This is a genomic window from Altererythrobacter sp. MTPC7 (genome assembly GCF_042851395.1).
Lineage (GTDB): Bacteria > Pseudomonadota > Alphaproteobacteria > Sphingomonadales > Sphingomonadaceae > CAJXSN01.
This window is the reverse complement of the sequence record NZ_BTGS01000010.1, coordinates 102804-127691: the sequence shown is the minus strand read 5'-3', so window position 1 is coordinate 127691 and position 24888 is coordinate 102804. Positions and strand designations below refer to the sequence as shown.

The following is a 24888-nucleotide window of genomic DNA, read 5'->3' as shown; positions in this document are numbered from 1 at the left end:
CCGAGCACGAATATGGCCGCATGATTCTTCAAGAGATCGCACACCTGCGTGGAGCAATGAGAGCTTCCGGATCAGATCGGCTTAATGCCTTCGAATTGGACATCGGCAGCGTGTCCCCGCCAGATGGGCCTTTCAACGTTTTCCGCCAACGCAAAGCCAAAAGATGCGAAATTCCCCAAGTGACTGAGAGCTTCGCATTGCTTAGCGATGGCCTCTACGTTGCTCGGGATCTGAGCCACCTTTTCTGGATATCGCGCTGCTCGTACGATTACCCACTCGGGTCCATTGTCTCCGACAAATCAGATGTTCGGATCGACGTTGGGATTTGAGTGAGTGGACATGATCTCGAAACCCTTCCTTTGGAGCCATTGCTTGACAACTTGAACTGCAAAATCAAGTAGTTCCCAGTCGGTAACCTCAATGAGTTCATCTGAGGCCAGGGAAAACGGATCGACCGATTGCGCGTTTCTAAGGTCGATCAAGCCCCAACCGCCCAACTGCGGTTTCCAGCCTGTCAGCGTCCTTCCCATCGGCCAGAGGTGACCTTCCCCCCGAAAAGTGGTCCGTTTTGAGAGTTAGGATTTCGGCTATTTACGGCTTGAAAGGGGCTGATGAATGGCACGGAAGAGATACACGCCGGAACAGATTATCGGGATACTGCGTGAGGCCGAAGTTCGGCTCTCGCACGGAGAGAAGATCGGGGAGATCAGCCGATCGCTGGGGATTTCGGAGCAGAGTTACTATCGCTGGCGACGCGAGTACGGTGGGCTGAAGGTCAGCCAGGCTCGGCGATTGAAGGATCTCAAGAAGGAGAACCAGCGGCTCAGGAAGGCGGTGTCTGATCTTACGCTCGATGCGCTGATCCTGAAGGAGGTTGTCGAGGGAAAGTACTGAGCCCTTCACGGCGTCGGCTGGCCATCGACCATGTGCAGGAGGCATTGGATATCTGCCAGCGCCGTGCCTGCCGGGTCGTTGCCCAGCACCGCTCGACCCAGCGCAAGCTGCCCGCACCACCAGCCGACGAGAAGCCGCTGACAGCTGCAATCATCCGGCTGGCCCAACAATATGGTCGCTACGGCTATCGCCGGATCACGGCGCTGCTGCGCAATGAAAGTTGGTTGGTGAACGCCAAGCGGGTCGAGCGGATCTGGCGCCGTGAAGGGCTCAAGGTTCCGCAGAGACAGCCAAAGCGCGGGCGTCTGTGGTTCAACGATGGATCATGCGTGAGGCTGCGTCCGCAATATAGTGGCCATGTGTGGAGCTACGACTTCGTCATGGATCGCACCCATGACGGCAAGGCCTTCCGCATGCTTACCGTGATCGACGAGTACAGCCGCCAGTGCCTGGCGATCCATGTCCAGCGCAAGCTCAAGAGCGATGATGTCCTGGCCGTGCTGACCGAGCTGTTCCAACGCCATGGTCCGCCTGATCACATCCGTAGCGATAATGGCGCTGAGTTCACTTCTCATGCCGTGCGCGACTGGCTCTGGCGGATTGGTGTGAAGACTCTCTACATCGAACCCGGATCACCATGGGAGAATGGCTACAACGAATCCTTCAACGGCAAGCTCAGGGATGAGCTTCTCAACGGGGAGATCTTCTACACTCTGAAGGAGGCAATCATCCTGATCGAGCGCTGGCGTATCCACTACAACACCGTCCGGCCACACTCTTCGCTGGGCTACCAGCCGCCGGCCCCACAAACGATCTTGCCTCGTCCTGCCATGCTGCCTTACGCTGCGCTCCAGGCCGCCCAGCAGGGCGACCCCAACCGCCGGAACTCTAACTTAACCGGTGGACCACCCTGATGGGGCAGGTCAGCAGCATGGTGGCGGCAGGCACCGCTTCGGCAGGTTTCTGTTCGGTCATTTCCACTCTTCTCCCTTGATGTAGCCAATATCGGTGCCGGGCGGCCGTGGTCTAAGCGTTCATTGTGTGTGGTCTTATCAGTTCCATCTAGGAATGAGTGCTATTCCCGCGAAAGCCAGAACAATTCCTGCCAGTAACAACGATTGGTCGGCCAGCAATGCGGCAGAGATGATCAACGCTGCCACCACCGGACCCTTGACGGGGGTGCTGCGGTCCTCTTCCCGCGTCAGATGGTTCAGACTGGCTGGGTCGATGGATACCTGAATCGTACCTGATCGAGCGACCGAGGCAACGTTATCGATTAGCTCGGGCAGCGATGCCGAGAAATCAAGCAGGCCACTGCGGACCTTGGCCAAATGATCCCGCGCGGCTCCGATCGAAAATCGCTCGGCAAACAATTGCATCACGATCGGCTTCGTTTCTTCGGCGATATTGTAGTCCGGCGCCAAAGAGCGAACGAAGCCCTCTGCGGTCAGCAGGGTGCGCAGCAAAATAGCGAGGTCGGGCGGCAATACGAGGCGATAATCGCGCAACAATCCGAAAACCCGATCGAAAATTGCCGCGAATTCTATCCCGGCAAGAGCTGTGCCGCTAAATTCCGCGATCAGCTCATCCAGGTCCATCACCAATTGCGCGCGATCCACGAGTGGATTGCCTGCCCAGTCGAGCAGCAGATCGGCCACCTTGTCTATCTGTCCGTTCGCGATAGCGAAAATCAGTCGGACGATTTCCTGACGCCGCGCGCCGCTGAGAAAGCCGACCGAGCCGAAATCGATGAAGCCTACCTGGTTCCCTTCCATCCAGAAGACGTTGCCGGGATGCGGGTCGCCATGAAACTCTCCATTGAGAAGGATCATCCGTAGCACTGCATCGGCATAGCGCTTCGCGAACTGGGCATTCCCTGCCGGATCAGTTGCCGGGTGCCGCGACGCGGGCTTTCCGCCCAGGGCTTCCTGCACATTGATCGTCAAGCCTGTGAGTTCCCAGTGGATCGCGGGCGTCTTCACCCCAAGCATCTCCAGATAACCGCCAATCCTTTCACAGGCACGTGCTTCTGCCGCCAGGTCCATCTCCCGCGCTAAATTCTTGGCGAATGTCTGAAGGAATTCCACGGGTCGATAGCGAGCAATGTCGCTTGACCGACGCTCGGCGAGGCCCGCGAGCCGTGTCAACAGCCTCATGTCCGCCTCGATCCTGGACGCCATGCCGGGTCGGCGGATTTTCACGATAGTCTCGCTTCCGTCCAGCAGGGTTGCGACATAAGTCTGCGCGATAGAGGCTGAGGCGATCGGGTTTCTCTCGAAAGCGGCGAATTCACGTTCCCAGTCGCTGCCCCAAGCCGATACAATCACCGGTTCGATCTTATCGAACGGCAGCGGTTCCACCTGGTCGTGGAGAGTGCCGAACGCGGAAATCCAGGGTTGTGTAAACAGATCGCTTCTGGTCGCCAGGAGCTGGCCAAGCTTTATTCCGACAGGGCCGACATCGCGCAACAGCGCCACCACCGATGCAGGACGCAAGTCCTCGGTATCTGGCTCATTCTCCGAAACCGGCATAAAGCCAAGCAAGCTTCCGAGATTTTTCAGACCGTGCCGGGCGAAAATCTGACCGAGTTCTGCTAGCCGCGTCAGTTCACCGACACTGTTTTCCAAATCATGCTTCATCGGCTTTCTTCGCAAGTGTCAGCCTGCTTCTGATTCTCCGCAACTTTTCGAAGCATCGTACGCAGGAGGTCGATTTGAGGCGCAGACATTCCCTTCCAGAGAATTTCGTGGAGTCGATCAGCCGCTTCGCGCAGTTCCGGCCAGATGGTTCTTACTTGCTCGGTGAGGTGGAGGTTCCAAACCCTTCGATCGTGCGCCGCCCGCTCTCGCTCGATCAAACCTTTTTCAACCAAAACTGCGACAGCCTGTCCTATCGTCGCCGATTCAAGCTCGAGCAGGCGAGAAATCTCGGTCTGTGTTAGCGTAGGTTCTCGCAACAAGGACGCGATGATCCGCCATTGTGTTTGATTGAGGTCGAGCCCCACGATCAGAGCGTCGAAGGTCCGCCGAGCGGTCCTGTTCACCTCTTCTAGCAAATAAAGGATGTCATCCTTTTCGTTGGGGGCGTAATCACGTATCTCATCTTTCGGCATATGCTTATCCATAGCGCTATCTTGGAAGGCTCGCGCATGCCTGGCGTGTTCAAGCTCAGCGTCAACCATATTCGCTAGCAGTGCCGCCATGCAAACACTCGCTGATTTCACGCTACAGCAGAAACTGAATCCGATGGTCGCTCAAGCTGATAAGGAACCGAACGGCGCTGGGTGAGTGCGGGGGCTCCGGCCACCTCGCCTGCCACGACTGCCGGGATGTTATGATCGCATGCGCTCGGCGTCCCTCATCTGAGCATCAGACCCCCTGAAGGGCAAACGCGGGCGTGAACGCGGGGCATGGGCTCGATTTCGAGTGATTATGGCTCGCTGCCCAGATTGTCATGCATCCTAGCCAGCGATCCGCGTAAGCGCTCCAGTTCCCCAAAACGGATCCCCCCGAGCAAGCGAGCATACATTGCATCAGCTTCTACTCGCATCTTGGGAAGTAGCTCGATTGCGGCAGGGCGTAAATGAACCCGCCAAACGCGCCTGTCGTTCTTCGCGCCTGCGTCTTTCCACCAGCTCAAGTTCTTCCAGGCGATCAATAGTCTGGCCGATGCTAGCGCGCTCTAGCTTCAGTTCCCGAGCCAGCTCTGTCTGGGTCATGCCTGGGCTCCGAAAGATAAGCCAATATACTCCATTGCGTCCGCGTGAGCCCGAATTGTTCAACCGAAGAATCGGCGGTCCTGCGCAAACGCCGGGTCACTTCCTCCATAAGAAAGAACAGCCGATCGGTATCGGTGAGGGAACTTGCCCCCCTTTGTATCCGCGTCATAGCCCGTCATGGCAGCCATCTAGGGCAACCTACCATAGCGGATCAGGAAATAAAGCCGTTTACTGTAAATCGATTTACAATATGAGGTTGCGGTATGCAGTCGCAAACTTTCCATATCGGGGGAAATGGTGGCATCTCCATAGCAGCCGAAGCGACCGGAAATGCCGATGCTTTACCGGTCTTGCTCGCGCATGGGGGCGGCCAGACCCGTCACGCATGGAAACGTGTCACAGCCGATCTCGCCAATGCGGGATTTCGTCCGATCGCAATTGATATGCGCGGTCATGGCGACAGCGAATGGTCTGCCGAGGGCGCTTACGAAACGCGCGACTTCGCTTCAGATCTCGTTGCGATCGCTTCAAAAATGGACCGCAAGCCAGCGCTCGTCGGGGCCTCCCTTGGCGGGTTGGCCGGACTGATCGCCGAAGGACACCTTGCGCCGGGCCGCTTCGCGTCGCTCACTCTCGTCGACATCGCGCCGCGTATGGAGACGGGGGGCGTTATGCGCGTAGTCGGCTTTATGGAGGAGCACGTGGAGACCGGTTTCTCTTCACCGGACGAAGCGGCAGAGGTCATCGCGCGCTACATGCCACATCGCCGCAAGCGCGGAGCCGGCAAGGGCTTACGGCGCTATCTGCGAGAGAAGGAAGACGGCCGCTACTACTGGCATTGGGATCCGGCCTTTATCCGCAACATCACACTAGCCAAGCGAAGCGATCCGGCTCATCAGGAACGCCAGTTTGATGCGCTGAACGATGCAGCCAGCAGGCTTTCGCTGCCATTGCATATTATTCGCGGCGGATCGAGCGATCTGGTTTCCGAAGACGCGGTCGCGCAATTGCTCGAACTTGTTCCACACGCTGAATACACCGACATCGCAGAGGCAACACATATGGTGGTTGGCGATGCCAACGATGCCTTTTCGGCAGCGATACTCGATTTTCTCAAGCGTAATCACAGTCCGCAGGGAGCCGTTACATGACCGATAATCTGACAAGGATCGATCCTAAGCGCCTCGAAGAGATCCTGCAGATTGCCCCGTTTCACCGGTGGCTTGGCCTCACTTTACGGTCATGCTCGAACGAGCAGCTTGAACTGGAGATGCCTTGGCGCGACGAGATCGTGTCAAACCCGGCAATCGGTTCAGCGCATGGCGGCGTGCTCGCCTCTCTGATCGATTTAACCGGGCTCTACACCTTATTGTCGCAAGGTACAGGGGCCAAGGCGACCGCCGATCTGAGGGTCGACTACCACCGCCCGGCAACCTCGGGACCACTCGTAGCATCGGGCAAAATAATCAAGATCGGTAAAAATATCTCGGTCGCTGAAACACGTGTATACGGTCCTACTGGCAACCTTTTGGCTAGCGGCCGCGGTGCCTACGTATGCTAACAGCGTTATCCTAATGGAACTAACTGCAGGGCGAAAATTAGCAGGTCTGTTCCTCGAAGACCTGCAAAATAGTCCCACGACTTTCAGAGCGAATTGCGTCGCGATAGCCGCCTTCCAATGAGTGACGTGACCCCCTGATCTTCCCCCCAGCCGGGATTAGAGCCGAGCTGCGTTGATGCGTATGAGCGCGGTTGAAGCAATGGGCTGCGCAGCGGAGCCCGTAGGGCGTGGCGAAGCAGGCCATTGCTTATCTAGTTCGGCGGCGAACGCCGCCGGTGTCGCGTAGCCAAGGGATGAGGGCGGTCTCTCTCGGTTGTAGTCTTCCACCTGACCTGCCCCATCAGGGTGGTCCACCGGTTAAGTTAGAGTTCCGGCGGTTGGGGTCGCCCTGCTGGGCGGCCTGGAGCGCAGCGTAAGGCAGCATGGCAGGACGAGGCAAGATTGTTTGTGGGGCCGGCGGCTGGTAGCCCAGCGAAGAGGGATTCATGCAGCGAACACCGCTGCCGGCCTCTCCCTATCACATCATCGACGATATTGAGCACACGGAACTTTTGTTCGGACGCCACCTAGTCGTGAGCAAATAAAAGTTCGAAAAAGAGGGCTCGACACAGCGAAGCGCCGAACCCTCTTGCAATTAGCGAGTAAGTTTAAAACTTGCCGCGCACGGTGATGCCGTAAGTCCGCGGTTCCGCAAGAAAAGCGGAGAACGTTTGTTGCGGAGCCACGAAAGGCGTGTTGAAGGCCACCTGCGTATACCCAACGTCAAACAAATTATTGACCCATCCCTCGATCGCGAAGCGATCCGCAATATTGGTCAGACCCACACGCCCGTTCACTACGACGAAGCTGTCCTGTTCCTTGCCGAAGAGCAGGTCGGAGCCGGTGTTGTAATCACCAGCCATACGAGCGTTCACGAAGACCAGGCCTTCGAGCCCACTGTCGCCGATTGGCGGCGTCCACGTAAGCGACGATGTTGCCACGATCTCTGGTGCATTCGACAGGTTGTCGCCTGGCAGCAAGCGTAGTGCGGGGTCGAGCGGTGCCCCGGTATCGTCCCCGATAAGATTGTCTTCAAAGCTCGTATCAGAATAGGTGACGCCAAGGGTAATATCCAAATCACGAGCGGGCCGTAGATAGGTTTCGATCTCGACACCTTGAGCGATCACACCTGGTGCAACTTCATCGGAAGAGCATGCACCGGTTGTCGCGCTTGCGTCTCTGTCGGCCCCGCCGAGATCGCTATCGCAACTATTGACCGTCTGCACAATGTAGAACGCCCCATTGAACGTGTTCAACTGGAAGTTACTGAACTCTTGCCGGAAGCCTGCAATGCTAACCCCGAACTCGCGTGTCGAGTATTTGAGGCCGATCTCATATGCATCGACTGTTTCTTCATCGAACTGCAGCGCGGCTGCCGAGATATTGGCCGGATCGAACGCAAGCGGATTTGACAGTGCAGACCTGTCGAGGTTGAAACCGCCCGCCTTGTAGCCGCGTGAATACGAACCGTAGACTAGCAGATCGGGAGTTGGCTTCCAGCTCAGGATAGCCGTGCCGGTAAACTCCTCTTCTTCGCGCGAGTCTTCGAGAGAAACTCCATCGAGCTCCGATGTCGAATTGCCTTGGCAGGAAAGGCTGATGATACCACCGGCCAGAGGTGCCAAAGTCGGAACACCCAGAAAGCCTCCGAGCAGATTGCGGTTTGTCGGACAAACCGTGTTGTCGTTGCGGAAAGTTGCGTCGAAGTCCTTGGTTTCGTTTGTATAACGAAGCCCCAGCGTCAAATCGAGCGTATCCGTGATCGCAAAGATATTATGCGTGAAGAACGCGAAGTTCTCACTCGTCTGATTGTAGACCTCGCTGACCGTTCCCAAATCGCTGATGCTTGCAAGGTTGTTGATACCTGCGAGGATCGCCGGGGTTGCAGCGCCGAATGCCGGGCTTCCGGTCAGCGTACCGTCCAATGCCGCCACGTTGGCACCCAGGCAATTGGAAGCCCCCGGATTGACCAAAGCCGGGTTGATCGCGATAGCGATGCGGCACGCTACGAAATTGCCGTACTGGGTGCCGAACCGCAGATTGTCACGCACCTGCAGTTCTTCATTGGCGTAATACGCGCCGATCAACCAATCGAGTTTGCCATCGAAGGCCTCACCGGTAAGGCGCAGTTCCTGAGTGAATGTTTCAAAGTCTCGAGCAAGAGCATTCTCGGTCGGAGCGCGGTAGAGAATATCGACAGTAGTGTAATCGGTGTCAGATCCCTGGCTGTTGGCATATTCACGGTAGCCCGTGATAGACGTCAACGTGACGTTCCCGAAATCCCAATTGATCTCAGCCGAAATACCGTAGTCTTCGGTTTCGCCTTCATAGCTTCTGCCCGGCGTAGGGTACAGGTCGCGGTTGAATGTATCCTGGGTGAGGGCACGCGGATCCTGCCCAAGCGCAAGCAACACGGGAACGATCGGATTTGCGGTACTCGTCAGGGCGGCCCCATCCGATGGCCTCGTAAAGGGATCAAATCCAGCGCTGATCCGTGCAAGCGGAGCAAACTCGGGCTGGACGAACGTCGCGGCACAGCACGCTTCGTCCTTTTTGGAATAATCCCCGACAAGGCGAATGGACAGGTCGTCATTGGGTTCGAACAGGAGCTGACCGCGGACCAGATAACGATCGCGATTGTTGATCGTCCCGCCGTTGGTAATATCGTTGTAGAAGCCGTCGCGCTCAAAATACACGCCGTCCACACGCGCAGCTACGGTGTCGCCAAGCGGAGCGTTTATGCCACCTTCGACGCGGATCGCATCATAGTTGCCATAAGTGAAGGCCCCGTATGCGCTGAAATCGAACTCGGGCGGTGCGGTGTAGATATTGATCAGGCCTGCCGATGAGTTCCGCCCGCCCAGAGTACCTTGGGGACCGCGAAGGATTTCGACCCTGTCGATAGGGCCGAGCTCACTCAGGGCGCTTCCCGAACGAGAGCGATAGACTCCATCGACAAAAACCGCGACCGAACTTTCCAGACCAGGGTTGTCGCCGACCGTGCCGATACCGCGAATACGCGCGGAACCGTTAGCTTCGTTGCCGGTGGAAGACACCAGCAGGGACGGTGCAACCTGGTTCAGCTCACGTATGTCGCTGGCGCCCGAATTCTGGAGGGTTTCTCCGGAAACAGCTGACACGGCGACTGGAACATCCGCCAAGACCTGCGATCGCCCTTGCGCGGTAACAATGATTACGTTTTGGTCTTCGACATCGGCCCCTTCAACCAGATCCGCATCGGGTTCGCCAACATCCTGGGCGAAGGCGGCTGTCGGTGTGAAGGCAAGTGCCGCTGCCAATGCACCAAGGGCGCAATGGTGGCGTGATGGAAATCTTTTCATGTGCCTCTCCTCTAAGAATGTGCCCCATCCTAGGCACTAGTCGATGTTAGAAACGATGCCGATAAGCGCGTTTCATTTCAAGACTTGGTAGATGAATTGACGGATTATTTCACATTGTCGACAAGCATGTGGCAAAAATGCCATGCAGGTCACTACATGCAGGTTTCTAGTAGCCAGAAAGCTTGGAAAATCGGTCCTTTAACCAGCTCGACGAACCGAAGCTCTGCTCCAGCACGCGGGCGCGCTTGAGATAGAAGCCGACGTCGTACTCATCGGTCATGCCGATCCCGCCGTGCAGCTGGATGCCCTCGTTTGCCATGGTGTGCATAACGCGGTTGGCTTCCGCCTTGGCGATGGTCGCCGCGCGCGCCACGCCGAAGCCGGCATCGACGGCTTGCAGGCCCGCCTCGACCGCGCTGCGCATCTGGGCGAGATCGGCGAAGAGGTCCGCCATGCGGTGTTGCAGCGCCTGGAAGCTCGCCAGCACCTGGTTGAACTGCACGCGCTGCTTCAGATAGTCGAGCGTGTCGTCGAACACTTGCTGCGCCATGCCGAGCATTTCGGCTGCGGTGAGCACGCGCGCGCGGTCGAGCACGTCATCGAGCAGGTTGTCGCCGCCATTGGCGAGCTTCTCCGCCGCCGCGCCGTCGAAGGTGACGTCGGCATGGCTGCGCTGGTCGGTCAGCTTGCGGGTGGTGAGCGCGACGCCGTCGCCTTTCTCGACCAGGTAAAGCCCGTCCTTCGCCGCGACGACGAACAGGTCCGCACCATGCGCTTCATGGACGAAGGCCTTGGTGCCGCTCAGCTTGCCGTCGGACACACTGGTCTCGATCTTCGCAGGATCGTGGCTCGGCCCTTCGTCGACGGCGAGGGTGGCGATGGCCTCGCCGCTCGCCAGCCTGGGCAGCCACCTGGCCTTCTGCTCGTCGCTGCCGCCAAGAACGATCGCCGAGGCGGCGACGGTGTTCATCACCAGCGGGCTGGCGGTGAGCGTCTTGCCGAGTTCCTCGACGACGAGGCCCGCGGACAGGAAGCCGAAGTCCGACCCGCCATGCTCTTCGGGGATGATGACCCCGGCCCAGCCCATCTGCGCCATCGTCGCATAGGCGTCGCGGTTGAAGGCTTCGGGCTCGCCGCTGGCGCGGACCTTGCGGAATTCGGTGACCGGGCTTTCGTTGACGGTCCATTCGCGCGCCATATCTCGCAGCATTTCCTGTTCTTCGTTGAGAACGGCCATTGTCCTTGCTCCCCTCTCTTACTGGTGGTCGAGCATGCCGAGCACGCGCTTGGCGATGATGTTGTTCTGGATTTCGGTCGAGCCGCCATAGATGGTGGTCGCCTTGCCGAAGAGCCACGCGCGCACGGCCCCGAGCTCGCCGTCCGAAAAGCCGTCGCCTTCCCAGCCGAGGCCCTGCAACCCGCGGATTTCGATCAGCAATTCGCTGCGTTCCTGGCTCAGCTTGGTGCCGAGCTTCTTGAGCACAGAGCTGATTTCGGAGACGCCGCCAGCTGCCTTGCTCTCTTCCATCGCGCGGCGCGCGGTGAGCAGGAAGCTGTTCCAGCGGATTTCGAAATCAGCGATCTTGTCGCGCAGCACCGCATCGGCGAATTCGCCGTCGGCGCCCGTCGGCTGGTACTTCTTGGCGATATCGCCAAGGCTCTGGCCCATGAGTCGGGCGAGGCTGCCGCCGCCCGAGATGTTGGTGCGCTCGTGCTGCAGAAGGCGCTTGCCGATGGTCCAGCCCTGGCCTTCCTCGCCGACGAGGTTTTCCTTCGGGACCTTCACGTCGGTGAAAAAGGTTTCGCAGAACGGGCTGGTCCCGCTGATCATGGTGATCGGGCGGACTTCGACGCCGGGCGTGTCCATGTCGATCAGCATGAAGCTGATGCCCTTGTGCTTGTCGCTCTTGTCGGTTCGTACAATTGCAAAGCACTTGTCGGCCCATTGGCCGCCGCTGGTCCAGGTCTTCTGGCCGTTGACAAGGTAGTGGTCGCCCTTGTCCTCGGCAAAGGTCTGGAGGTTCGCGAGGTCAGAGCCGGCATTGGGTTCCGAATAGCCCTGGCACCAGCGGATTTCGCCGCGGCAGATCGGCGGAATATGCTCCTGCTTCTGTGCCTCGTTGCCGTATTCGAGCAGCGTCGGGCCGAACATCATGACGCCCATGCCGCCGATCGGGTTGTAGGCACCCGCCTTGGCGAATTCCTGGTCGATGATCTTGGCCTGCGCCTTGGTGAGGCCGCCGCCGCCGTATTCCTTCGGCCAGGTGGGGGTGCCCCAGCCGCGCGCGCCCACGGCTTCGCGCCACTTGGTCTGCGCCGGCGTTTCATTGGTGGGGCCGTCCACGCCGGCCAGCGCGTTCGACTGGCCCTTGAGTTCGGCGGGAAAATTGTCCGCCAGAAACTGCTGCACTTCCGCGCGGAAGGCGTCTTCGTCGGTCTGGGTTGCGGGCTCGATTTGTGTGGCCATGGGTGTTTTCTCGAAGAATCAAGGAAAGACAGATAAGAATGTAGGCTACGGGGACGAGGATCCCTCCGTCAGTATTGTTGTTCGGGTAGGTGAAGAACCAATCCATCCAGCATCGGCTTCATCGGAATCTGACAGGCAAGGCGACTGTATTCAGTGGTGCCTTCGGCGAACTGCAAGAGGTCGGCCTCCATTCCATCATGCATAAGCCGACCCACCTTGTCGATCCATTCGGGATCGACATGCACATGACAGGTCGCGCAAGCACATACCCCTCCGCAATCGCCATCGATACCCGGCACGTCATTGTATAGCGCCGCTTCCCTGGCTGTCTCGCCTTCTTCTATTTCGACCTCCCGTCGCTCACCATCGCTAGCCACGAACGTAATTTTGATCATCTTGAACTCCGCATTTCGATCTCGAGAGTCAGCGGGCGCGGAGCCGCACCGGCAGCCTGGTGATTCCGCGGACGAGGTTTGAAAAAAGACGCTCTGGTTCACCTGTAACCTCGACCCGGGAAAAGCGCTTGTGAATTTCTTCCCAGATGATCCGCAGCTGCAGTTCCGCGAGCCGGTTTCCCATGCAGCGGTGAATGCCATAGCCGAATGAGAGGTGATGGCGCGGATTTTTGCGGTCGATGATGAACTGGTCCGCGCGCTCGATAGCACTCTCGTCGCGGTTGCCTGACAGGTACCACATCACCACCTTGTCGCCCTTCTTGATCTGTTTGCCGCCGATCTCCCAATCTTCCAGCGCGGTGCGGCGCATATGAGTGAGGGGGGTCTGCCAACGGATGATTTCCGGAACCATTTTGCTAATGAGCGAAGGATCCGCGTCGAGTTTCGCGTACTCGTCCGGGCTTTGGTTCAAGGCGAGCACGCCGCCGCTGATGGAATTGCGTGTTGTGTCGTTTCCACCGACGATCAGCAGCATAAGATTGCCGAGAAACTCGAGGAACGGCATGTCGCGCGTGGCGGGAGAATGAGCCATCATCGAGATGAGGTCGTTCTTCGGCTCCTCGTTTATCCGTTCGTCCCACAGAGTCTTGAAATACATCGCGCAACCGATGAGTTCTTCGCGCCGCGCCTCGTAGGATTCGACGATCCCGGTTTCAGGTGCCGCAGTTGCTACATCGGACCAGCGCGTCAGCTTGCGCCGCTCCTCCCAAGGGAAATCAAACAAGGTTGCCAGCGTCATCGTCGTCAACTCGATCGCAACCTTATCCACCCAGTCGAAATCTTCGCCAATCGGGAGTTCATCGAGAATCTCTCCCGCGCGCTTGCGGATGATCGGCTCGAGCAGTTGCAGGTTGGACGGAGCCACTGCCGGAGTCACCGCCTTGCGCTGCTGATCGTGCTTGGGCGGGTCCATCGCTATGAACATTTCAAGTTCGAGCGCGCCTTCCACCGAATGCATGTCCTGGATTGCAATTCCGCCTAGCTTCGCTTCCGAAGAGAAGACCTTATGATTGGTGTCCACCGCCATGATGTCGTCGAACTTGGTAATGGACCAGTAAGGGCCGACATAGCTCTCGCGGCAGTAGTGGACAGGTTCTTCGGCGCGCAACCTGTCAAAAAATAGACCGATGGTATCGTTCTGAAACAGGCTTGGCCGGGCCACGTCGATTTCCTCGATCGGAATTGACGCGATCCTCGCCGCGGCATCCGGCTCGGCGATCTGGCTGTCCATAAGAACTATTCCTTCTACATCTCAGGCCTGATCGGCCTTCAGTCATCCTTAAGGGAGACATCTCGTGCAGTCAATAAATCGTATACTCTTTTAGTCCCTTGCAGACACCAATCCCATCGGATAGTGTGCCGATCCAACGAAGGTTTGCTAATATCCTTATACTTTTTATTCGAGAGGTGCGGGTGTGCTGATGAGTGGCGGATGTCAGCGGTGAAGAAGGCCAAGCGTGCCCTTTCTCTTGCGCAAAGCATCGTGCGGGACATCGAGGCGGGTCGCCATAACCCGGGTGACAGGCTTCCGCGCGAGGATGAAATGCTCGCGCGTTACGAGGTTGCGCGCGCAACTTTGCGGGAGGCTTTGCGGTTCCTGGAATTGCAAGGGGTCATCCATCTCCAGCTCGGCCGTGGTGGAGGTCCCGTCGTAGCCCGTCCGCAGACCGGCGATTTTGCAAGCAGTTTGTCATTGATTCTGCATTTCATGGAAGCCGATTTGCGTGGTTTGCTTGAATTGCGCGAAGCAATTGCTCCCGATGTCGCAGGGTATGCAGCCCAGCGTGCAACTACCGCTGATCTCAGCGCGTTGGCAGGGTGTCTGGCGGAATTGAGGCATCATGAAGCCTCTGATCAATTCGAGGAACTTAATCGCAGATTTCACGACTTGTTGGGTTGGGCGAGCGGCAATCCGCTGTTCGGTTTGCTGACCTCTGCGATGCATCTGTTGACCCGCGAGTTTTCCCATTCGCTGGGATATTCGGCACAGGAACGGGCGGTGCAGATGAAGTTTCTGGTGCGGGTGCTCGAGGCAGTGCGGACTGGCGACAGCGCCGCGGCCCGTCAAGCAATGAGCCGGTTGGTGGCCGGCTCTGCCGTCTATCTTTCGGAGCGCAGCCCCGAGCTGGTCTCGCAGCGGGTGCGGTGGGGGCAGCTGTAGAATTTTCAATAGTTTGAGTGTGCGTTTAGGCAAGTGGCTGGAGAGGAAGAATGGCGTTGAAGAGCCGAATATGCGAAATGCTGGGGATCCGGTACCCGATCCTGCTTGCCGGGATGGGCGGAGCGAGCGTTCCGGCGCTGGCGGCTGCGGTTTCGAATGCCGGCGGGCTCGGGGTCCTGGGTGCCGCGGCGTGTTCGCCCGATCAGTTGCGTGACTGGATTCGCCAGACCCGGGAATTGACCGACAAACCTTTCGGTGTCGATACGCTGCTCCCCGCGTCGGTCAGGCGCGGCTCTGCCCCTCAAAGCGGTGCTGCACCCCAAAATCCCATGGATCTGATGGGTGAATATCAGCAGTTCGCGCGCGACTTCATGGATCGTGAAGAGCTTCCGGAGGTCGATGCTGCCGCCGCCATGCGGGCGGCGGGCGCGCCTGAAATGGGCAAGGGCGGCCCGCAGTTGTTCTCGAAGGAATTCTTTGAGGCGCAGATGGAAGTGGTGATCGAGGAAAAGGTGCCGGTTTATGCTGCCGGCCTTGGCAATCCTGAACCGTGGATGGATCGGCTCCATGCCAATGGCACCAAGGTCATGGCGGTGATCGGCAAGGTCAAGCACGCCGAACAGGTCGTCGGGTCGGGCATCGACATGATCGTCGCGCAAGGGCACGATGGCGGAGGTCACAACTCGCCGATCGGGACTATTTCCTTGATTCCCCAGGTGGTCGACGCCGTTGGCGATCGTGTTCCTGTCCTTGGGGCCGGCGGTATCTCGGATGGCCGGGGTGTTGCCGCTGCGATGATGCTGGGGGCAGAGGGCGCGTGGGTCGGCACGGCATTTCTCGCGACCGAGGAAGCGGGCATCGAGCGCTTCCAGAAAGAGGCGATCACCGAAAGCGGCGATGCCGATACGGTCGTTAGTCGATCGCTTACCGGCAAACCGGCGCGCATGATCCGTAACAAATGGGCCGACGCCTGGGTGCAGGCCGGAAAGGAGCCTCTGCCGATGCCCTATCAGTCGATGATCTCCGGCCCGGTCATGGCCTCCGGGATCAAGGCAGAGCGCAAGGATGTCATCCCCGGCTTCGCGGGGCAAGGCATCGGCCTGATCGATTCGATCCGGCCTGCCGCCGAAGTGATGCGCGACCTGGTCGATGGAGCCGAGAAGGCGTTGGCGTCCGCTGGTATCTACAAGTGAAGCGCAGGAGGCAAGAAGATGGCTTACGCCAAAGGTCATGAATTGCGCCGCCCCGTAGAGCCTCTCAGAGCGCTGGGGCAATGAGGCAGTTGATTGCCGACAAGGAGGATACGGCGCAGGTGTTCCGTATCGTCAAGGCATTGTCGGGCAATTCCTATTATCGGAATTTCAATCGCTTCATGAAGTCGAGCGATGGGCGGCGTATCGCTTCCGACCGGGCCGACCTACTTGAAACCTTGTGCGATCGCAAACGCCTTGCGACCTGTGCGTCTGGCACGCTTGGCCGAGCCTACCTCGATTTTGTTTACGGGGAGGGTCTGACAGCAGAAGGTCTGGCGGAAGCCAGCGAGGCCGGAGGTCTGGAGGACCTCGGCGACCCCGATGTTTCCCTCTATCGTCGGCGCCTTCGCGATTCGCATGACCTGTTTCATGACGTCGCCGGATACGGCAGGGACGCACTGGGCGAATTGTGCGTGCTGTCCTTCGGAAACGCGCAATTCTATAATCACGGGATCGCTTTCATCTTGGGCGTCGGCATTCCCAAGATGAAACTGGAAGCTGCCCAGTTGCCAGTGGCGCGCGCTGCATTTGAAGCGTGGCGCCGGGGCCGGGCTGCAGCCGATCTGACCACCTTCTACTGGGAAGAAAATCTCGATCGTCCGTTGGAGGATGTCCGCCGCGAGTTGCGACTGCGTCCGCCGGAGACCTATCAGAGGGTGCGCGCTCTTTCCGAACAGCTCGAACGCGATTACCAGGCGGTCAGGCAGGCATGAGCTTAAGCGACAAATCGGCCATCACCGGAGTGGGCGAAACCGCTTTCGTGAAAGGCACCGAGAAAACCGCGGTCGACATGATGCTGGAAGCATCGCGCAAAGCCATAGCAGATGCAGGGCTGAAGCCGTCGGATATCGACGGCATGGTTCCTCCGCCGATCTACACCACCTCGGAAGAGATGGCGGCTAACCTCGGTATCGAAGTTCTGCGCTATGCCTCTACGGTCCACATGGGCGGGGCGAGCCCTACCACGGCACTCCAGAACGCCGCGATGGCAATTGCCAGCGGCTTATGCGACCATGTGCTGGTGACGCTCGGGTGGAACGGTTATTCCGCCTTGCGGCCCAAGCCTGGCGCACCGCCGACGCGGCCGATGAACATGAACACCCTGACGAATACGATCCAAGGCTATTACATTCCGTATGGCGTGTTCCTGCCGGTGCAGATGTATGCCTGGCTCGCCACCCGGCACTCCCGAATTTACGATATCGGCCCGGAAGCGATGGCGGCCGTTGCACTGGCGTGCCGTCGCCATGCGCAGATGAATCCGCAGGCCTTCACTTATGGCCGGGAACTGGATGCCGAAACCTACCATTCCGCGCGCTGGATATCCGAACCCTTTCGCCTCTACGATTGCTGTCTGGAGACTGACGGGGCATGCGCAGTCGTGGTTTCGCGAATAGACCGCGCCAGGGACATGCCGCATGTTCCCGTGAGCATCGCCGGTGCGGCTGAAGGGCATCCTTACCCCGCCGACGATATCCCTTCGCGTCCCGACCCCTTCAAGATCGGCCTGAGCTACGCCGCGCCGCGCGCGTTCGAAATGGCGGGGGTCGATCGCGAAGACATGGATTTTCTGCAGATCTACGACTGCTTCACCTACGTGGTTCTCCTTCAGCTGGAGGCCCTGGGCTATTGCGAACCAGGTGGACAGGCAGAGTTCGTCGCGAATGGCCAGATCGAGCTGGGCGGGCGCTATCCCGTCAACACCCATGGCGGCCTGCTGAGCGAGGCCCATGTTTGGGGACTGAACCATGTCGTCGAGGCGGTGCGTCAGTTGCGCCACGATTGTGGGGAGCGGCAGGTCGAAGGCGCCCAGACCGGCCTGGTGACCGGCTGGGGCGATCTGGGTGACGGCAGTATAGCGATTTTGAGGAGGTTTGCGTGAGCGACGAGAAAGATCTGCCGCCCAAGATGCGCCCCTCGGCGCAGGCCGCACCAGCCAAGCCAAAGCCGCGCCCGCAGGATCCGGTGGAGCAGGAATTCTGGAACCGGTGTCAGGACGGCAACCTTTACTTCCAGCAGTGCGAAGGATGCGGCAGTTTTCGGCATTTGCCGCGCTATATGTGCGCCCGATGCGGTTCTCCTGAATGGTCGTGGGAGCGTAGCACCGGCAATGGCACGCTGTTTTCCTGGACGGTGACCCATCAGGCACTGCATCCCGCCTTCGCCGGCGAGATTCCCTTCATCGCTGCGGTGGTGGAACTGGAGGAGGGAGTGCGCATGGCAACCCGGCTGGTCGATTGCGCGCTCGACGAGCTTGAGCTCGATCTGCCGGTCACGCTGGATTTCGAGCCGATCTCCGAAGATTTTCGCCTGCCAGTATTCCGACCCGTCGCGATCGCGCGCGCAGAAGGATAGACCAAGATGGATCTCGACTACGGACCCCAGTATGACGCGTTTCGCGAGGAAGTGCGCCAGTTCCTGCAAACCCACGGTCACCGCGCACCCGATGGCCAAGGCCGTGCCGCGCGCCCTTCCCCCGAAGCCGTCGAATGGCAAAAGCTGTTGATCCTGCATGGTTACACGGCGCGTACGATTCCCAAGGAATACGGCGGATACGGAGCCGAGCCGGACATCCTGAAATCGCGGATCATTGCCGAGGAATTTTCGCGCGCTGGCATCCCCGCAGGCCTTGCGAACCAGGGCATTTCCATGCTCGTTCCCACGCTGCTGGAACTCGGAACCGAAGCCCAGAAACGGCAATGGATCGAGCCGACCCTAAATGGCGAGATAGTCTGGTGTCAGGGATATTCGGAACCTGGAGCGGGATCGGACCTCGCCGCGCTCAAGACCAGCGCCCGCGTCGAAAATGGCGACTTTGTCATCAACGGACAGAAGATCTGGACCAGCACGGCCAAGCAGGCGGACATGATCTTTTGCCTTGTTCGGACCGAACCGGACGCGCCCAAGCACGGCGGCATCTCCTACTTGATCTTCTTGATGGACACACCAGGGATCGAGGTCCGACCACTCAAGACCATGACCGGTCATGCCGAGTTCAATGAAACGTTCTTTACCGACGTGCGGGTTCCCCTGGATCAGATCGTCGGGCAGCGCGGGCAGGGGTGGTACGTGGCCAATGCCACACTGGGCCATGAACGTGGCATGCTGGGCGACCCCGATGCACTGGAAAACCGGCTCCAGGCGCTGGTCAGGCTGATGCAAAAAGAACGCATCGGCCAGGGTTGCGCAATGGACAACGCCGTTCTGCGTGACCGGCTGGTTGCATTGCAAGCCGAAGTCGCGGCGATGAAATTCAACGGCATGCGCATCCTGTCGAACAGCCTTAGGGGGGATGCCGGCGGCATGGCGAAACTTGTCGTGAAGCTGCAGAGCTGTGAGCTCGCCCATCAGATTTCCGCGCTCGCGATCGACGCAATGGGCGAGATGGGCATACTCTATCACGGAAGCGAGCGCGAGCGCGAAGACGGTGCCTGGCAGTGGAACTACATGTTCCAGCTTGGTCTGATCATCGGTGGAGGCACCGCCCAGATCCAGAAGAACATCATCGCCGAACGCGGGCTGGAAATGCCGCGCGAACCCAAGTTCGCAACGCCTCCCGCCGTCGAACAGGCGACGGCCGTTGCAAGCGGGCAGAATAAGGGAGCCGCCTGATGGATTTCGGACTTTCGCAAGACCAAGAGATGCTCTGCGACGCGATCAGCCGCACTCTTGCTGATACTTGTCCGCTCGATCATGTGCGCGAATGCGCGGAGGGCTCGGTTCCCTTCAGCGACAACGTGCGTTCGGCGCTGGGCGAAATCGGCATTTGGGGAATGATGGTTCCCGAGCAACATGACGGGCTCGGGATGACAATGCTCGATGCCGCCGCTGTGGCCGAGCAGCTCGGCTATGCCGTCGCGCCGGTGCCTTTTATCGGTGCCCATGTACTGGCACCCCTTGCGCTGGCACAGGGCGGTAGCGAGGAGTTGAAGGCGCACTGGCTGCCGAGGATAGCGAAGGGCGAGGCGCAAATCGCCGTCGCGATCGCGGAAACGGTGGAGATCCGGGACCGGGCAGGCGTGGACTTCGACGGCGCAAAGCTCGACGGAACGGCTTTGTTCGCGCTCGACTTCCTGGAAGCCGACGCGTTTCTGGTAGCCGATACCGCCGGTCGTATGCACTTCGTAGCTGGCGATGCTGCGGGTCTGGAGAAGGTTGCTCTCAAAACGATCGACCGCACCCGGAGCGTAGGGGAGCTGCGGTTTTCTGGCGTAGCGGGCGAGGCTCTCGCGGACGATGGTGGGGCCACAGTCAGGCGCCTGCGGGACGCCGGCCGGGTGCTCCTGGCCGCCGATAGCCTCGGTGCGGGCCAGGCTATGATCGAAAAAGCGGTCGACTATGCCGGGCAGCGCGAACAGTTCGGACGAGTGATCGGCAGCTTCCAGGCGGTCAAGCATATGTGCGCGGAAATGGCTGCCCGCCATGAACCATGCCGTTCGCTGGTCTGGTATGCCGCCCATGCGTTCGATGCGACGCCCGACGAGGCTTCGCTGGTGGCATGCCATGCCAAATCACATACGGGCGAAGTCCACCGTTTTGTCGCCCGAACCTCAACCGAGGTGCATGGGGGGATGGGTTTTACCGATCTCCTAGGTCTGCATTTCTGGTTCAAGCGAATCGGTTTCGACCGCCAGGTTCTGGGAAGTCCCGAAGCGGTCCGGGCCGAAGCAGCGGCCTTGCAGGGGTGGACGCAGGTCGCATGAGACGATGAATTAGGCGCACGCTACCGACAAAATCGTGGCCACCAAGGAGAGAGGAATTAATACGTGATCGACTGGAACCTTGGCGACATCCTTGATGCAATCGAACCTGCGGTCCCGGAAGATGCTCCGGCGCTGATTCACGGCGACCGGATCATTAGCTGGCCCGAAATGTCGAAGCGTTCGAACAATTTGGCGCGCAATCTGCGCGCGCAAGGTGCAGGCGACGGGGCGAAGATAGCCTTCTACATGCGCAACCGTTCCGAATACGGGGAATTGATGGCCGCGTGCTTCAAGGGCCGCCTCACGCACGTGAACATCAATTATCGTTACCGTCCCGAGGAGGTTTTCTACATCTTCGACGATTCCGATAGCGAGGTAATTGTTTACAGTTCCGAGTTCCGCGACTGCATTCTTGAACTGAAGGAACGGTTGACCAAGGTTCATACATTTGTAGAAATCGGCGATGCTTCGCAGATCGCTTCCTTCGCGCTTCCTTACGAAAAACTTGTAGAAGGTAACGGCGCGCCTCTCGATATCGAGCGTTCTCCCGATGACCTGCTGTTCATATATACAGGCGGTACCACCGGCATGCCCAAGGGCGTGATGTGGCGACACGATGATATGCGCAAGGCTCAGCTCGACGCGCAAAAGCTGCTGGGTCCGGTTCCCCAGACCATGGAGGAAATGGTGGCCCTGGTGAAGCAGGGCGAGCTTGCGCGCATCACTTTGCCGGCGTGCCCGCTGATGCATGGAACCGGGTTCATTACTGCTATTGGCACGCTCATGTCGGGCGGGGCCATCGTCACGCTGTCCGATCCATCCTTCGACGCGGAAGAATTGTGGGATGCGGTGGACCAGCACAAGGTGCAGAGCATCGCCATTGTCGGTGACGCTTTTGCCAAACCCATGCTGCAGGCGCTGGACGCCCACCCGAAGCGCTGGGACACGAGCAGCCTGATTTCGATCATCTCGTCCGGCGTCATGTGGAGTAAACAGGTAAAGGCGGGCCTGTGCAAACATATCCCCCAGGTCATCCTCATGGACAGTTTTGGCGCTTCGGAAGGGCTGGGCTACGGCTTGTCGGTGACGACCGCACAGGGCGGCACCAACACCGCGAAATTCGGGATCGGGGAATTTTGCGACGTATTCGACGAGAACGACCGGAAGGTCGAGGCGGGGAGCGGCGTGCCCGGCTTTATTGCCCGCAAGGGCGCAATCCCCACAGGATACTACAAGGACCCGGAAAAGTCGGCCAAGACTTTCAGGACGATCGATGGCGTGCGTTACTCCATCCCGGGCGACTGGTGCCGGGTGGAATCCGATGGAAGCCTGACCTTGCTGGGCCGCGGCAGCGTCTGCATCAACACCGCAGGTGAAAAGGTTTACCCCGAGGAGGTGGAGGAAGTGCTCAAAACCCATCCCGCCATTGCCGACGCGCTTGTCGTCGGGGTGCCTGACGAAAAATGGGGCGAAGCGGTGACCGCTGTGGTGCATTTGACCCAGGATGCGGACTTCGACGCGCAAGCGATCAAGGATCACGTGCGCCAGCAACTGGCAGGTTACAAAACGCCCAAGGCGATTTGCCCAACGCAAACCGCCTTGCGCGCGTCAAACGGCAAGGCGGATTATACTACGGCTAAAGACATCGCGAAAGCGGGTGCCGGGGCCTCGTGAGCCATTCGCCCCCTCCTGACTATGATGTCGTAATCGTCGGGGCCGGGTTCAGCGGAATATACCTGCTTTACAAGCTGCGTCAGGCGGGGTTCGATGTTCTGCTGGTAGACGCAGCGGAGCAGCCGGGCGGAATCTGGTACTGGAACCGCTATCCGGGAGCACGGGTCGATTCCCAGGTTCCACTTTACGAATTTTCCATTGCGGAAGTATGGAAAAGCTGGACGTGGAGCGAACGATTTCCAGGCTGGGAAGAACTGCGCGCCTATTTCCTCCACGTCTGCGATACGCTCGACCTCTGGCCGGCAATGCGAATGAAAACACGGGTCGAAAGCGCGCCGTTCGATGAAGACACCGCCTGCTGGCGATTGAAGCTCGACGATGGCGGAAAAGTAAGCGCGCGTTTCCTCTTGCCGGCCCTGGGGTTCGCCTCGAAACCCTACATTCCCGATATCCTGGGCCTTAGCGATTTCGAAGGCGAATGGTGCCATACCGCCCGCTGGCCGCAGGAAGGCATCGACCTTTCCGGCCGCCGGATCGCCCTGATCGGCACGGGTGCCAGCGGCGTACAGGTGGCGCAGGAGGCGGCAAGCTGCGCGGAGCAGCTGACGCTTTTTCAGCGAACCCCGATTCTCGCCCTTCCCATGCGGCAGGAAAAACTGGACGCTGATCGTCAGCTTCGCGAAAAATCCGAATATCCCGCTGTCTTCCACAAAAGGCTTACGACAAGTGGCGGTTTCGAATGCCAATCGCTGGACATCTCGGCCCTGGCTGTGACCGAGGAAGAGCGGACTACGCATTTCGAGGATTTGTGGCAGCGAGGAGGGTTGCGCTTCTGGTATCATAATTTCGCTGACATACTGACGAACGAGGACGCCAATCGCCACGCCTACGAGTTCTGGTGTGACAAGGTGCGCGAGCGGATCTGCGACCCGACCATTGCCGAGAAGCTCGCTCCCGATGAGCCGCCACATCCCTTCGGGACCAAGCGACCATCGCTCGAACAGAATTATTACGAGATCTTCGCACAAGACAATGTTACGCTGGTCGATCTGAACGACACCGCGATCACTCGCGTCACCGAGGCCGGGATAGAAACAGCCACTGGCATGATCCCGTGCGATCTCATTGTCTTCGCGACCGGCTTCGATGCCGGTCGTGGCGGGCTCATCGACATGAACATCACCGGCCGCGGTCGGCTGGCGCTGGCAGAAGCATGGAAGAGTGAGATCAAAGCCTATCTGGGCATGGCCGTCGCCCAATTTCCGAACATGCTGTTCGCCTACGGCCCGCTCAGCCCTTCAGGCTTTTCCAACGGTCCGACAAGCGCCGAAATCCAGGGTGACTGGATCTGCGATTTCCGGATCTGGCTGCGCGATAACAGGATCGGCCTTTTCGAAGCCGATGCGCTGGCCGAGCGAAGCTGGACCGATATGGTCGCCCAAGTAGGGTCGATGACGCTCTTCCCCAAGGCTGAATCGTGGTACATGGGCGCCAATATTCCCGGCAAACCCCGACAACTGATCAATTTCCCCAGCGTATCTGGTTACGCCGATCTATGCCACGATGTCGCACGGCACGATTATCGTGGTTTTATCAGGAATACACTATCCGGTATGGAGACTGCGCCGAAATGAATGAAATGAAACCAATCCACGACGGGTCAACAGATATTGATCCCGTATGGGCCGGCGACGGGGCGGATATACCCGAATGGTTCGCCTGGGCGCTGAGCGTGCCCCGTGAGGAAGGCTTCGTAGAGGTTGGTGGCGCGCGGGTGCATTATCTTCGCTGGGGCAGGCGTGACCGGCCCAAATTGCTCATGACTCACGGTTTTCTCGCCCATGCCCGCTGCTTTGCCTTCATCGCACCGTACCTTGCCGAAGACTACGACGTGGTGGCGTTCGATCTGGCCGGTATGGGCGATAGCGAGATGCGCGGCGTGGCCGATATAGCTGCGCGGGGAAAGGAATTTGTCGAGATCAGCGAAGCGCTCGATTTGTTTGCGGATGGAAGCAGACCGACGATCATCGCCCATAGTTTCGGCTCGGGTGCAGCGCTGACCGCCGTTTCCCAATCGCCGGATGCCTTCGCCGGCGTTATTGTCTGCGATCTCATGTTGATGCGGCCCGAAAAGCTGGAGAAATACTGGACCATGGGCAGATCGAGCCCCGGGTCGGGTAATCCTGACAAACCGGTGCGACGCTACCCGACCTACGAAGCGGCGCGCGAGAGGTATATCCTGTCGCCGCCGCAGGCAGTTGGTGAGCCGTTCCTGATGGATTACATGGCCTATCACTCTCTCCGCCGCGATGGCGAGGAGTGGACATGGAAGTTTTCTCCCGAAGTGTTCCGGCGCAGCAACAAGCCCGACGAATGGCTGACAGTAGGCCAGAGGCTGGTCGATGCGCCCGGGCGCAAAGCGATTGTGTACGGCGAGAAAAGTCAGCTCTTTGATCGCGATTCCGCCCGCTATATCCGGGAACTGGGAGGGGGAAAGATACCAATTGTTGCAGTGCCCGATGCACGCCATCATCTCATGCTGGATCAGCCGCTCGCGTTCGTCGCTGCGCTTCGGGCGGTACTGGCCTTTTGGAGCCTCTGAGATCCCCCATACTAAGAGGC

23 protein-coding genes and 1 pseudogene are annotated in these 24888 nt (G+C 59.1%); 14 read left to right on the top strand and 10 right to left on the bottom strand.

The genetic code is table 11. The features are described from left to right. A partial coding sequence (locus tag ACGHJ7_RS10510) for a hypothetical protein (protein WP_390477169.1) occupies positions 1-329 on the top strand: 329 nt, incomplete at its 5' end. Here ACGHJ7_RS10510 and ACGHJ7_RS10505 read toward each other — a convergent pair. Next, a complete protein-coding gene (locus ACGHJ7_RS10505; RefSeq protein WP_006834202.1) occupies positions 300-530 on the bottom strand; it encodes a hypothetical protein in 231 nt (76 codons plus the stop codon). The two genes, ACGHJ7_RS10510 and ACGHJ7_RS10505, sit on opposite strands and share 30 nt — an antisense overlap. A gap of 85 nt (positions 531-615) precedes the next feature. Here ACGHJ7_RS10505 and ACGHJ7_RS10500 point away from each other — a divergent pair. After that, a protein-coding gene (locus ACGHJ7_RS10500; protein ID WP_369765956.1) for an IS3 family transposase occupies positions 616-1808 on the top strand; the annotation gives its coding sequence in 2 pieces (ribosomal slippage) (positions 616-865 and positions 865-1808; 1194 coding nt in all). Positions 1809-1946: 138 nt separating this feature from the next. Here the strand turns inward: ACGHJ7_RS10500 and ACGHJ7_RS10495 are convergent. The 3 genes from ACGHJ7_RS10495 to ACGHJ7_RS10485 all read right to left on the bottom strand — a co-directional run bounded on the left by ACGHJ7_RS10495 (position 1947) and on the right by ACGHJ7_RS10485 (position 4612). Continuing rightward, on the bottom strand, positions 1947-3533 hold the full coding sequence (locus ACGHJ7_RS10495; RefSeq protein WP_006834199.1) for an AarF/ABC1/UbiB kinase family protein: 1587 nt from the start codon (positions 3531-3533) through the stop codon (positions 1947-1949). Next, positions 3530-4075 (bottom strand): MarR family winged helix-turn-helix transcriptional regulator, encoded by a 546-nt coding sequence (locus tag ACGHJ7_RS10490; RefSeq protein WP_390477165.1) that lies wholly within the window; start codon positions 4073-4075, stop codon positions 3530-3532. Before ACGHJ7_RS10490 ends, ACGHJ7_RS10495 begins: the two co-directional genes overlap by 4 nt. A gap of 351 nt (positions 4076-4426) precedes the next feature. After that, the gene (locus ACGHJ7_RS10485; protein ID WP_228135198.1) at positions 4427-4612 is read right to left on the bottom strand and encodes a MarR family transcriptional regulator; all 186 of its coding nucleotides are present in this window, start codon (positions 4610-4612) and stop codon (positions 4427-4429) included. A 263-nt stretch (positions 4613-4875) separates the two neighbouring features. On the opposite strand from ACGHJ7_RS10485, the gene ACGHJ7_RS10480 reads away from it, so the two are divergent. Together ACGHJ7_RS10480 and ACGHJ7_RS10475 are read left to right on the top strand one after the other, a co-directional pair. Then, positions 4876-5763 (top strand): alpha/beta fold hydrolase, encoded by an 888-nt coding sequence (locus tag ACGHJ7_RS10480; protein WP_006834196.1) that lies wholly within the window; start codon positions 4876-4878, stop codon positions 5761-5763. Then, a complete protein-coding gene (locus tag ACGHJ7_RS10475; RefSeq protein WP_006834195.1) occupies positions 5760-6173 on the top strand; it encodes a hotdog fold thioesterase in 414 nt (137 codons plus the stop codon). Before ACGHJ7_RS10480 ends, ACGHJ7_RS10475 begins: the two co-directional genes overlap by 4 nt. Positions 6174-6329: 156 nt before the next feature. Here the strand turns inward: ACGHJ7_RS10475 and ACGHJ7_RS10470 are convergent. The 6 genes and pseudogenes from ACGHJ7_RS10470 to ACGHJ7_RS10445 all read right to left on the bottom strand — a co-directional run. Beyond that, a pseudogene (locus ACGHJ7_RS10470) lies at positions 6330-6509 on the bottom strand (IS3 family transposase); the annotation flags it as partial. Between the two features lie 311 nt (positions 6510-6820). Next, a complete protein-coding gene (locus ACGHJ7_RS10465; RefSeq protein ID WP_034922553.1) occupies positions 6821-9553 on the bottom strand; it encodes a TonB-dependent receptor in 2733 nt (910 codons plus the stop codon). A 166-nt stretch (positions 9554-9719) separates the two neighbouring features. Continuing rightward, complete coding sequence (locus ACGHJ7_RS10460; RefSeq protein ID WP_006834193.1) at positions 9720-10790, bottom strand: acyl-CoA dehydrogenase family protein; 1071 nt, start codon at positions 10788-10790, stop codon at positions 9720-9722. A gap of 18 nt (positions 10791-10808) precedes the next feature. Beyond that, positions 10809-12020, bottom strand: coding sequence for an acyl-CoA dehydrogenase family protein (locus ACGHJ7_RS10455; RefSeq protein WP_390477160.1), 1212 nt, complete (start codon positions 12018-12020; stop codon positions 10809-10811). Positions 12021-12088: 68 nt separating this feature from the next. Beyond that, positions 12089-12415, bottom strand: a complete 327-nt coding sequence (locus ACGHJ7_RS10450) for a 2Fe-2S iron-sulfur cluster-binding protein (protein WP_006834191.1) — start codon at positions 12413-12415, stop codon at positions 12089-12091. Between the two features lie 28 nt (positions 12416-12443). Beyond that, on the bottom strand, positions 12444-13706 hold the full coding sequence (locus ACGHJ7_RS10445) for a cytochrome P450 (RefSeq protein ID WP_006834190.1): 1263 nt from the start codon (positions 13704-13706) through the stop codon (positions 12444-12446). Between the two features lie 201 nt (positions 13707-13907). On the opposite strand from ACGHJ7_RS10445, the gene ACGHJ7_RS10440 reads away from it, so the two are divergent. From ACGHJ7_RS10440 to ACGHJ7_RS10395, 10 genes are all read left to right on the top strand, one after another. Next, positions 13908-14636: a FadR/GntR family transcriptional regulator gene (locus ACGHJ7_RS10440; protein WP_006834189.1), complete on the top strand. Its 729-nt coding sequence runs from the start codon at positions 13908-13910 to the stop codon at positions 14634-14636. A 50-nt stretch (positions 14637-14686) separates the two neighbouring features. Continuing rightward, positions 14687-15829 carry a nitronate monooxygenase family protein gene (locus ACGHJ7_RS10435; protein ID WP_006834188.1) on the top strand — a complete coding sequence of 381 codons (1143 nt, stop codon included), beginning with the start codon at positions 14687-14689 and terminating at the stop codon, positions 15827-15829. 80 nt (positions 15830-15909) lie between these two features. Next, positions 15910-16602: a Coq4 family protein gene (locus tag ACGHJ7_RS10430; RefSeq protein ID WP_006834187.1), complete on the top strand. Its 693-nt coding sequence runs from the start codon at positions 15910-15912 to the stop codon at positions 16600-16602. Beyond that, positions 16599-17771 (top strand): transporter, encoded by a 1173-nt coding sequence (locus ACGHJ7_RS10425; protein WP_006834186.1) that lies wholly within the window; start codon positions 16599-16601, stop codon positions 17769-17771. Before ACGHJ7_RS10430 ends, ACGHJ7_RS10425 begins: the two co-directional genes overlap by 4 nt. Then, positions 17768-18244, top strand: a complete 477-nt coding sequence (locus tag ACGHJ7_RS10420; protein ID WP_006834185.1) for a Zn-ribbon domain-containing OB-fold protein — start codon at positions 17768-17770, stop codon at positions 18242-18244. Before ACGHJ7_RS10425 ends, ACGHJ7_RS10420 begins: the two co-directional genes overlap by 4 nt. Positions 18245-18250: 6 nt before the next feature. Continuing rightward, positions 18251-19501 (top strand): acyl-CoA dehydrogenase family protein, encoded by a 1251-nt coding sequence (locus ACGHJ7_RS10415; protein WP_390477153.1) that lies wholly within the window; start codon positions 18251-18253, stop codon positions 19499-19501. Next, positions 19501-20592, top strand: a complete 1092-nt coding sequence (locus ACGHJ7_RS10410; RefSeq protein ID WP_050599567.1) for an acyl-CoA dehydrogenase family protein — start codon at positions 19501-19503, stop codon at positions 20590-20592. Before ACGHJ7_RS10415 ends, ACGHJ7_RS10410 begins: the two co-directional genes overlap by 1 nt. Before the next feature lie 63 nt (positions 20593-20655). Then, on the top strand, positions 20656-22266 hold the full coding sequence (locus tag ACGHJ7_RS10405) for an acyl-CoA synthetase (protein WP_006834182.1): 1611 nt from the start codon (positions 20656-20658) through the stop codon (positions 22264-22266). Further along, positions 22263-23900 (top strand): NAD(P)/FAD-dependent oxidoreductase, encoded by a 1638-nt coding sequence (locus ACGHJ7_RS10400; protein WP_063506924.1) that lies wholly within the window; start codon positions 22263-22265, stop codon positions 23898-23900. The genes ACGHJ7_RS10405 and ACGHJ7_RS10400 overlap by 4 nt, the downstream gene beginning before the upstream one ends. Continuing rightward, entirely contained in the window at positions 23897-24868 is a 972-nt protein-coding gene (locus tag ACGHJ7_RS10395) for an alpha/beta fold hydrolase (protein ID WP_390477150.1), read from the top strand. Before ACGHJ7_RS10400 ends, ACGHJ7_RS10395 begins: the two co-directional genes overlap by 4 nt. Positions 24869-24888 lie beyond the last annotated feature (20 nt).

Bases quoted from the DNA above. Each gene is read 5' to 3' on its own strand.
- ACGHJ7_RS10505 (WP_006834202.1), bottom strand. From the start codon at position 530: ATGGGAAGGACGCTGACAGGCTGGAAACCGCAGTTGGGCGGTTGGGGC.
- ACGHJ7_RS10495 (WP_006834199.1), bottom strand. From the start codon at position 3,533: ATGAAGCATGATTTGGAAAACAGTGTCGGTGAACTGACGCGGCTAGCA.
- ACGHJ7_RS10490 (WP_390477165.1), bottom strand. From the start codon at position 4,075: ATGGTTGACGCTGAGCTTGAACACGCCAGGCATGCGCGAGCCTTCCAA.
- ACGHJ7_RS10485 (WP_228135198.1), bottom strand. From the start codon at position 4,612: ATGACCCAGACAGAGCTGGCTCGGGAACTGAAGCTAGAGCGCGCTAGC.
- ACGHJ7_RS10480 (WP_006834196.1), top strand. From the start codon at position 4,876: ATGCAGTCGCAAACTTTCCATATCGGGGGAAATGGTGGCATCTCCATA.
- ACGHJ7_RS10475 (WP_006834195.1), top strand. From the start codon at position 5,760: ATGACCGATAATCTGACAAGGATCGATCCTAAGCGCCTCGAAGAGATC.
- ACGHJ7_RS10465 (WP_034922553.1), bottom strand. From the start codon at position 9,553: ATGAAAAGATTTCCATCACGCCACCATTGCGCCCTTGGTGCATTGGCA.
- ACGHJ7_RS10460 (WP_006834193.1), bottom strand. From the start codon at position 10,790: ATGGCCGTTCTCAACGAAGAACAGGAAATGCTGCGAGATATGGCGCGC.
- ACGHJ7_RS10455 (WP_390477160.1), bottom strand. From the start codon at position 12,020: ATGGCCACACAAATCGAGCCCGCAACCCAGACCGACGAAGACGCCTTC.
- ACGHJ7_RS10450 (WP_006834191.1), bottom strand. From the start codon at position 12,415: ATGATCAAAATTACGTTCGTGGCTAGCGATGGTGAGCGACGGGAGGTC.
- ACGHJ7_RS10445 (WP_006834190.1), bottom strand. From the start codon at position 13,706: ATGGACAGCCAGATCGCCGAGCCGGATGCCGCGGCGAGGATCGCGTCA.
- ACGHJ7_RS10440 (WP_006834189.1), top strand. From the start codon at position 13,908: ATGTCAGCGGTGAAGAAGGCCAAGCGTGCCCTTTCTCTTGCGCAAAGC.
- ACGHJ7_RS10435 (WP_006834188.1), top strand. From the start codon at position 14,687: ATGGCGTTGAAGAGCCGAATATGCGAAATGCTGGGGATCCGGTACCCG.
- ACGHJ7_RS10430 (WP_006834187.1), top strand. From the start codon at position 15,910: ATGAGGCAGTTGATTGCCGACAAGGAGGATACGGCGCAGGTGTTCCGT.
- ACGHJ7_RS10425 (WP_006834186.1), top strand. From the start codon at position 16,599: ATGAGCTTAAGCGACAAATCGGCCATCACCGGAGTGGGCGAAACCGCT.
- ACGHJ7_RS10415 (WP_390477153.1), top strand. From the start codon at position 18,251: ATGGATCTCGACTACGGACCCCAGTATGACGCGTTTCGCGAGGAAGTG.
- ACGHJ7_RS10410 (WP_050599567.1), top strand. From the start codon at position 19,501: ATGGATTTCGGACTTTCGCAAGACCAAGAGATGCTCTGCGACGCGATC.
- ACGHJ7_RS10395 (WP_390477150.1), top strand. From the start codon at position 23,897: ATGAATGAAATGAAACCAATCCACGACGGGTCAACAGATATTGATCCC.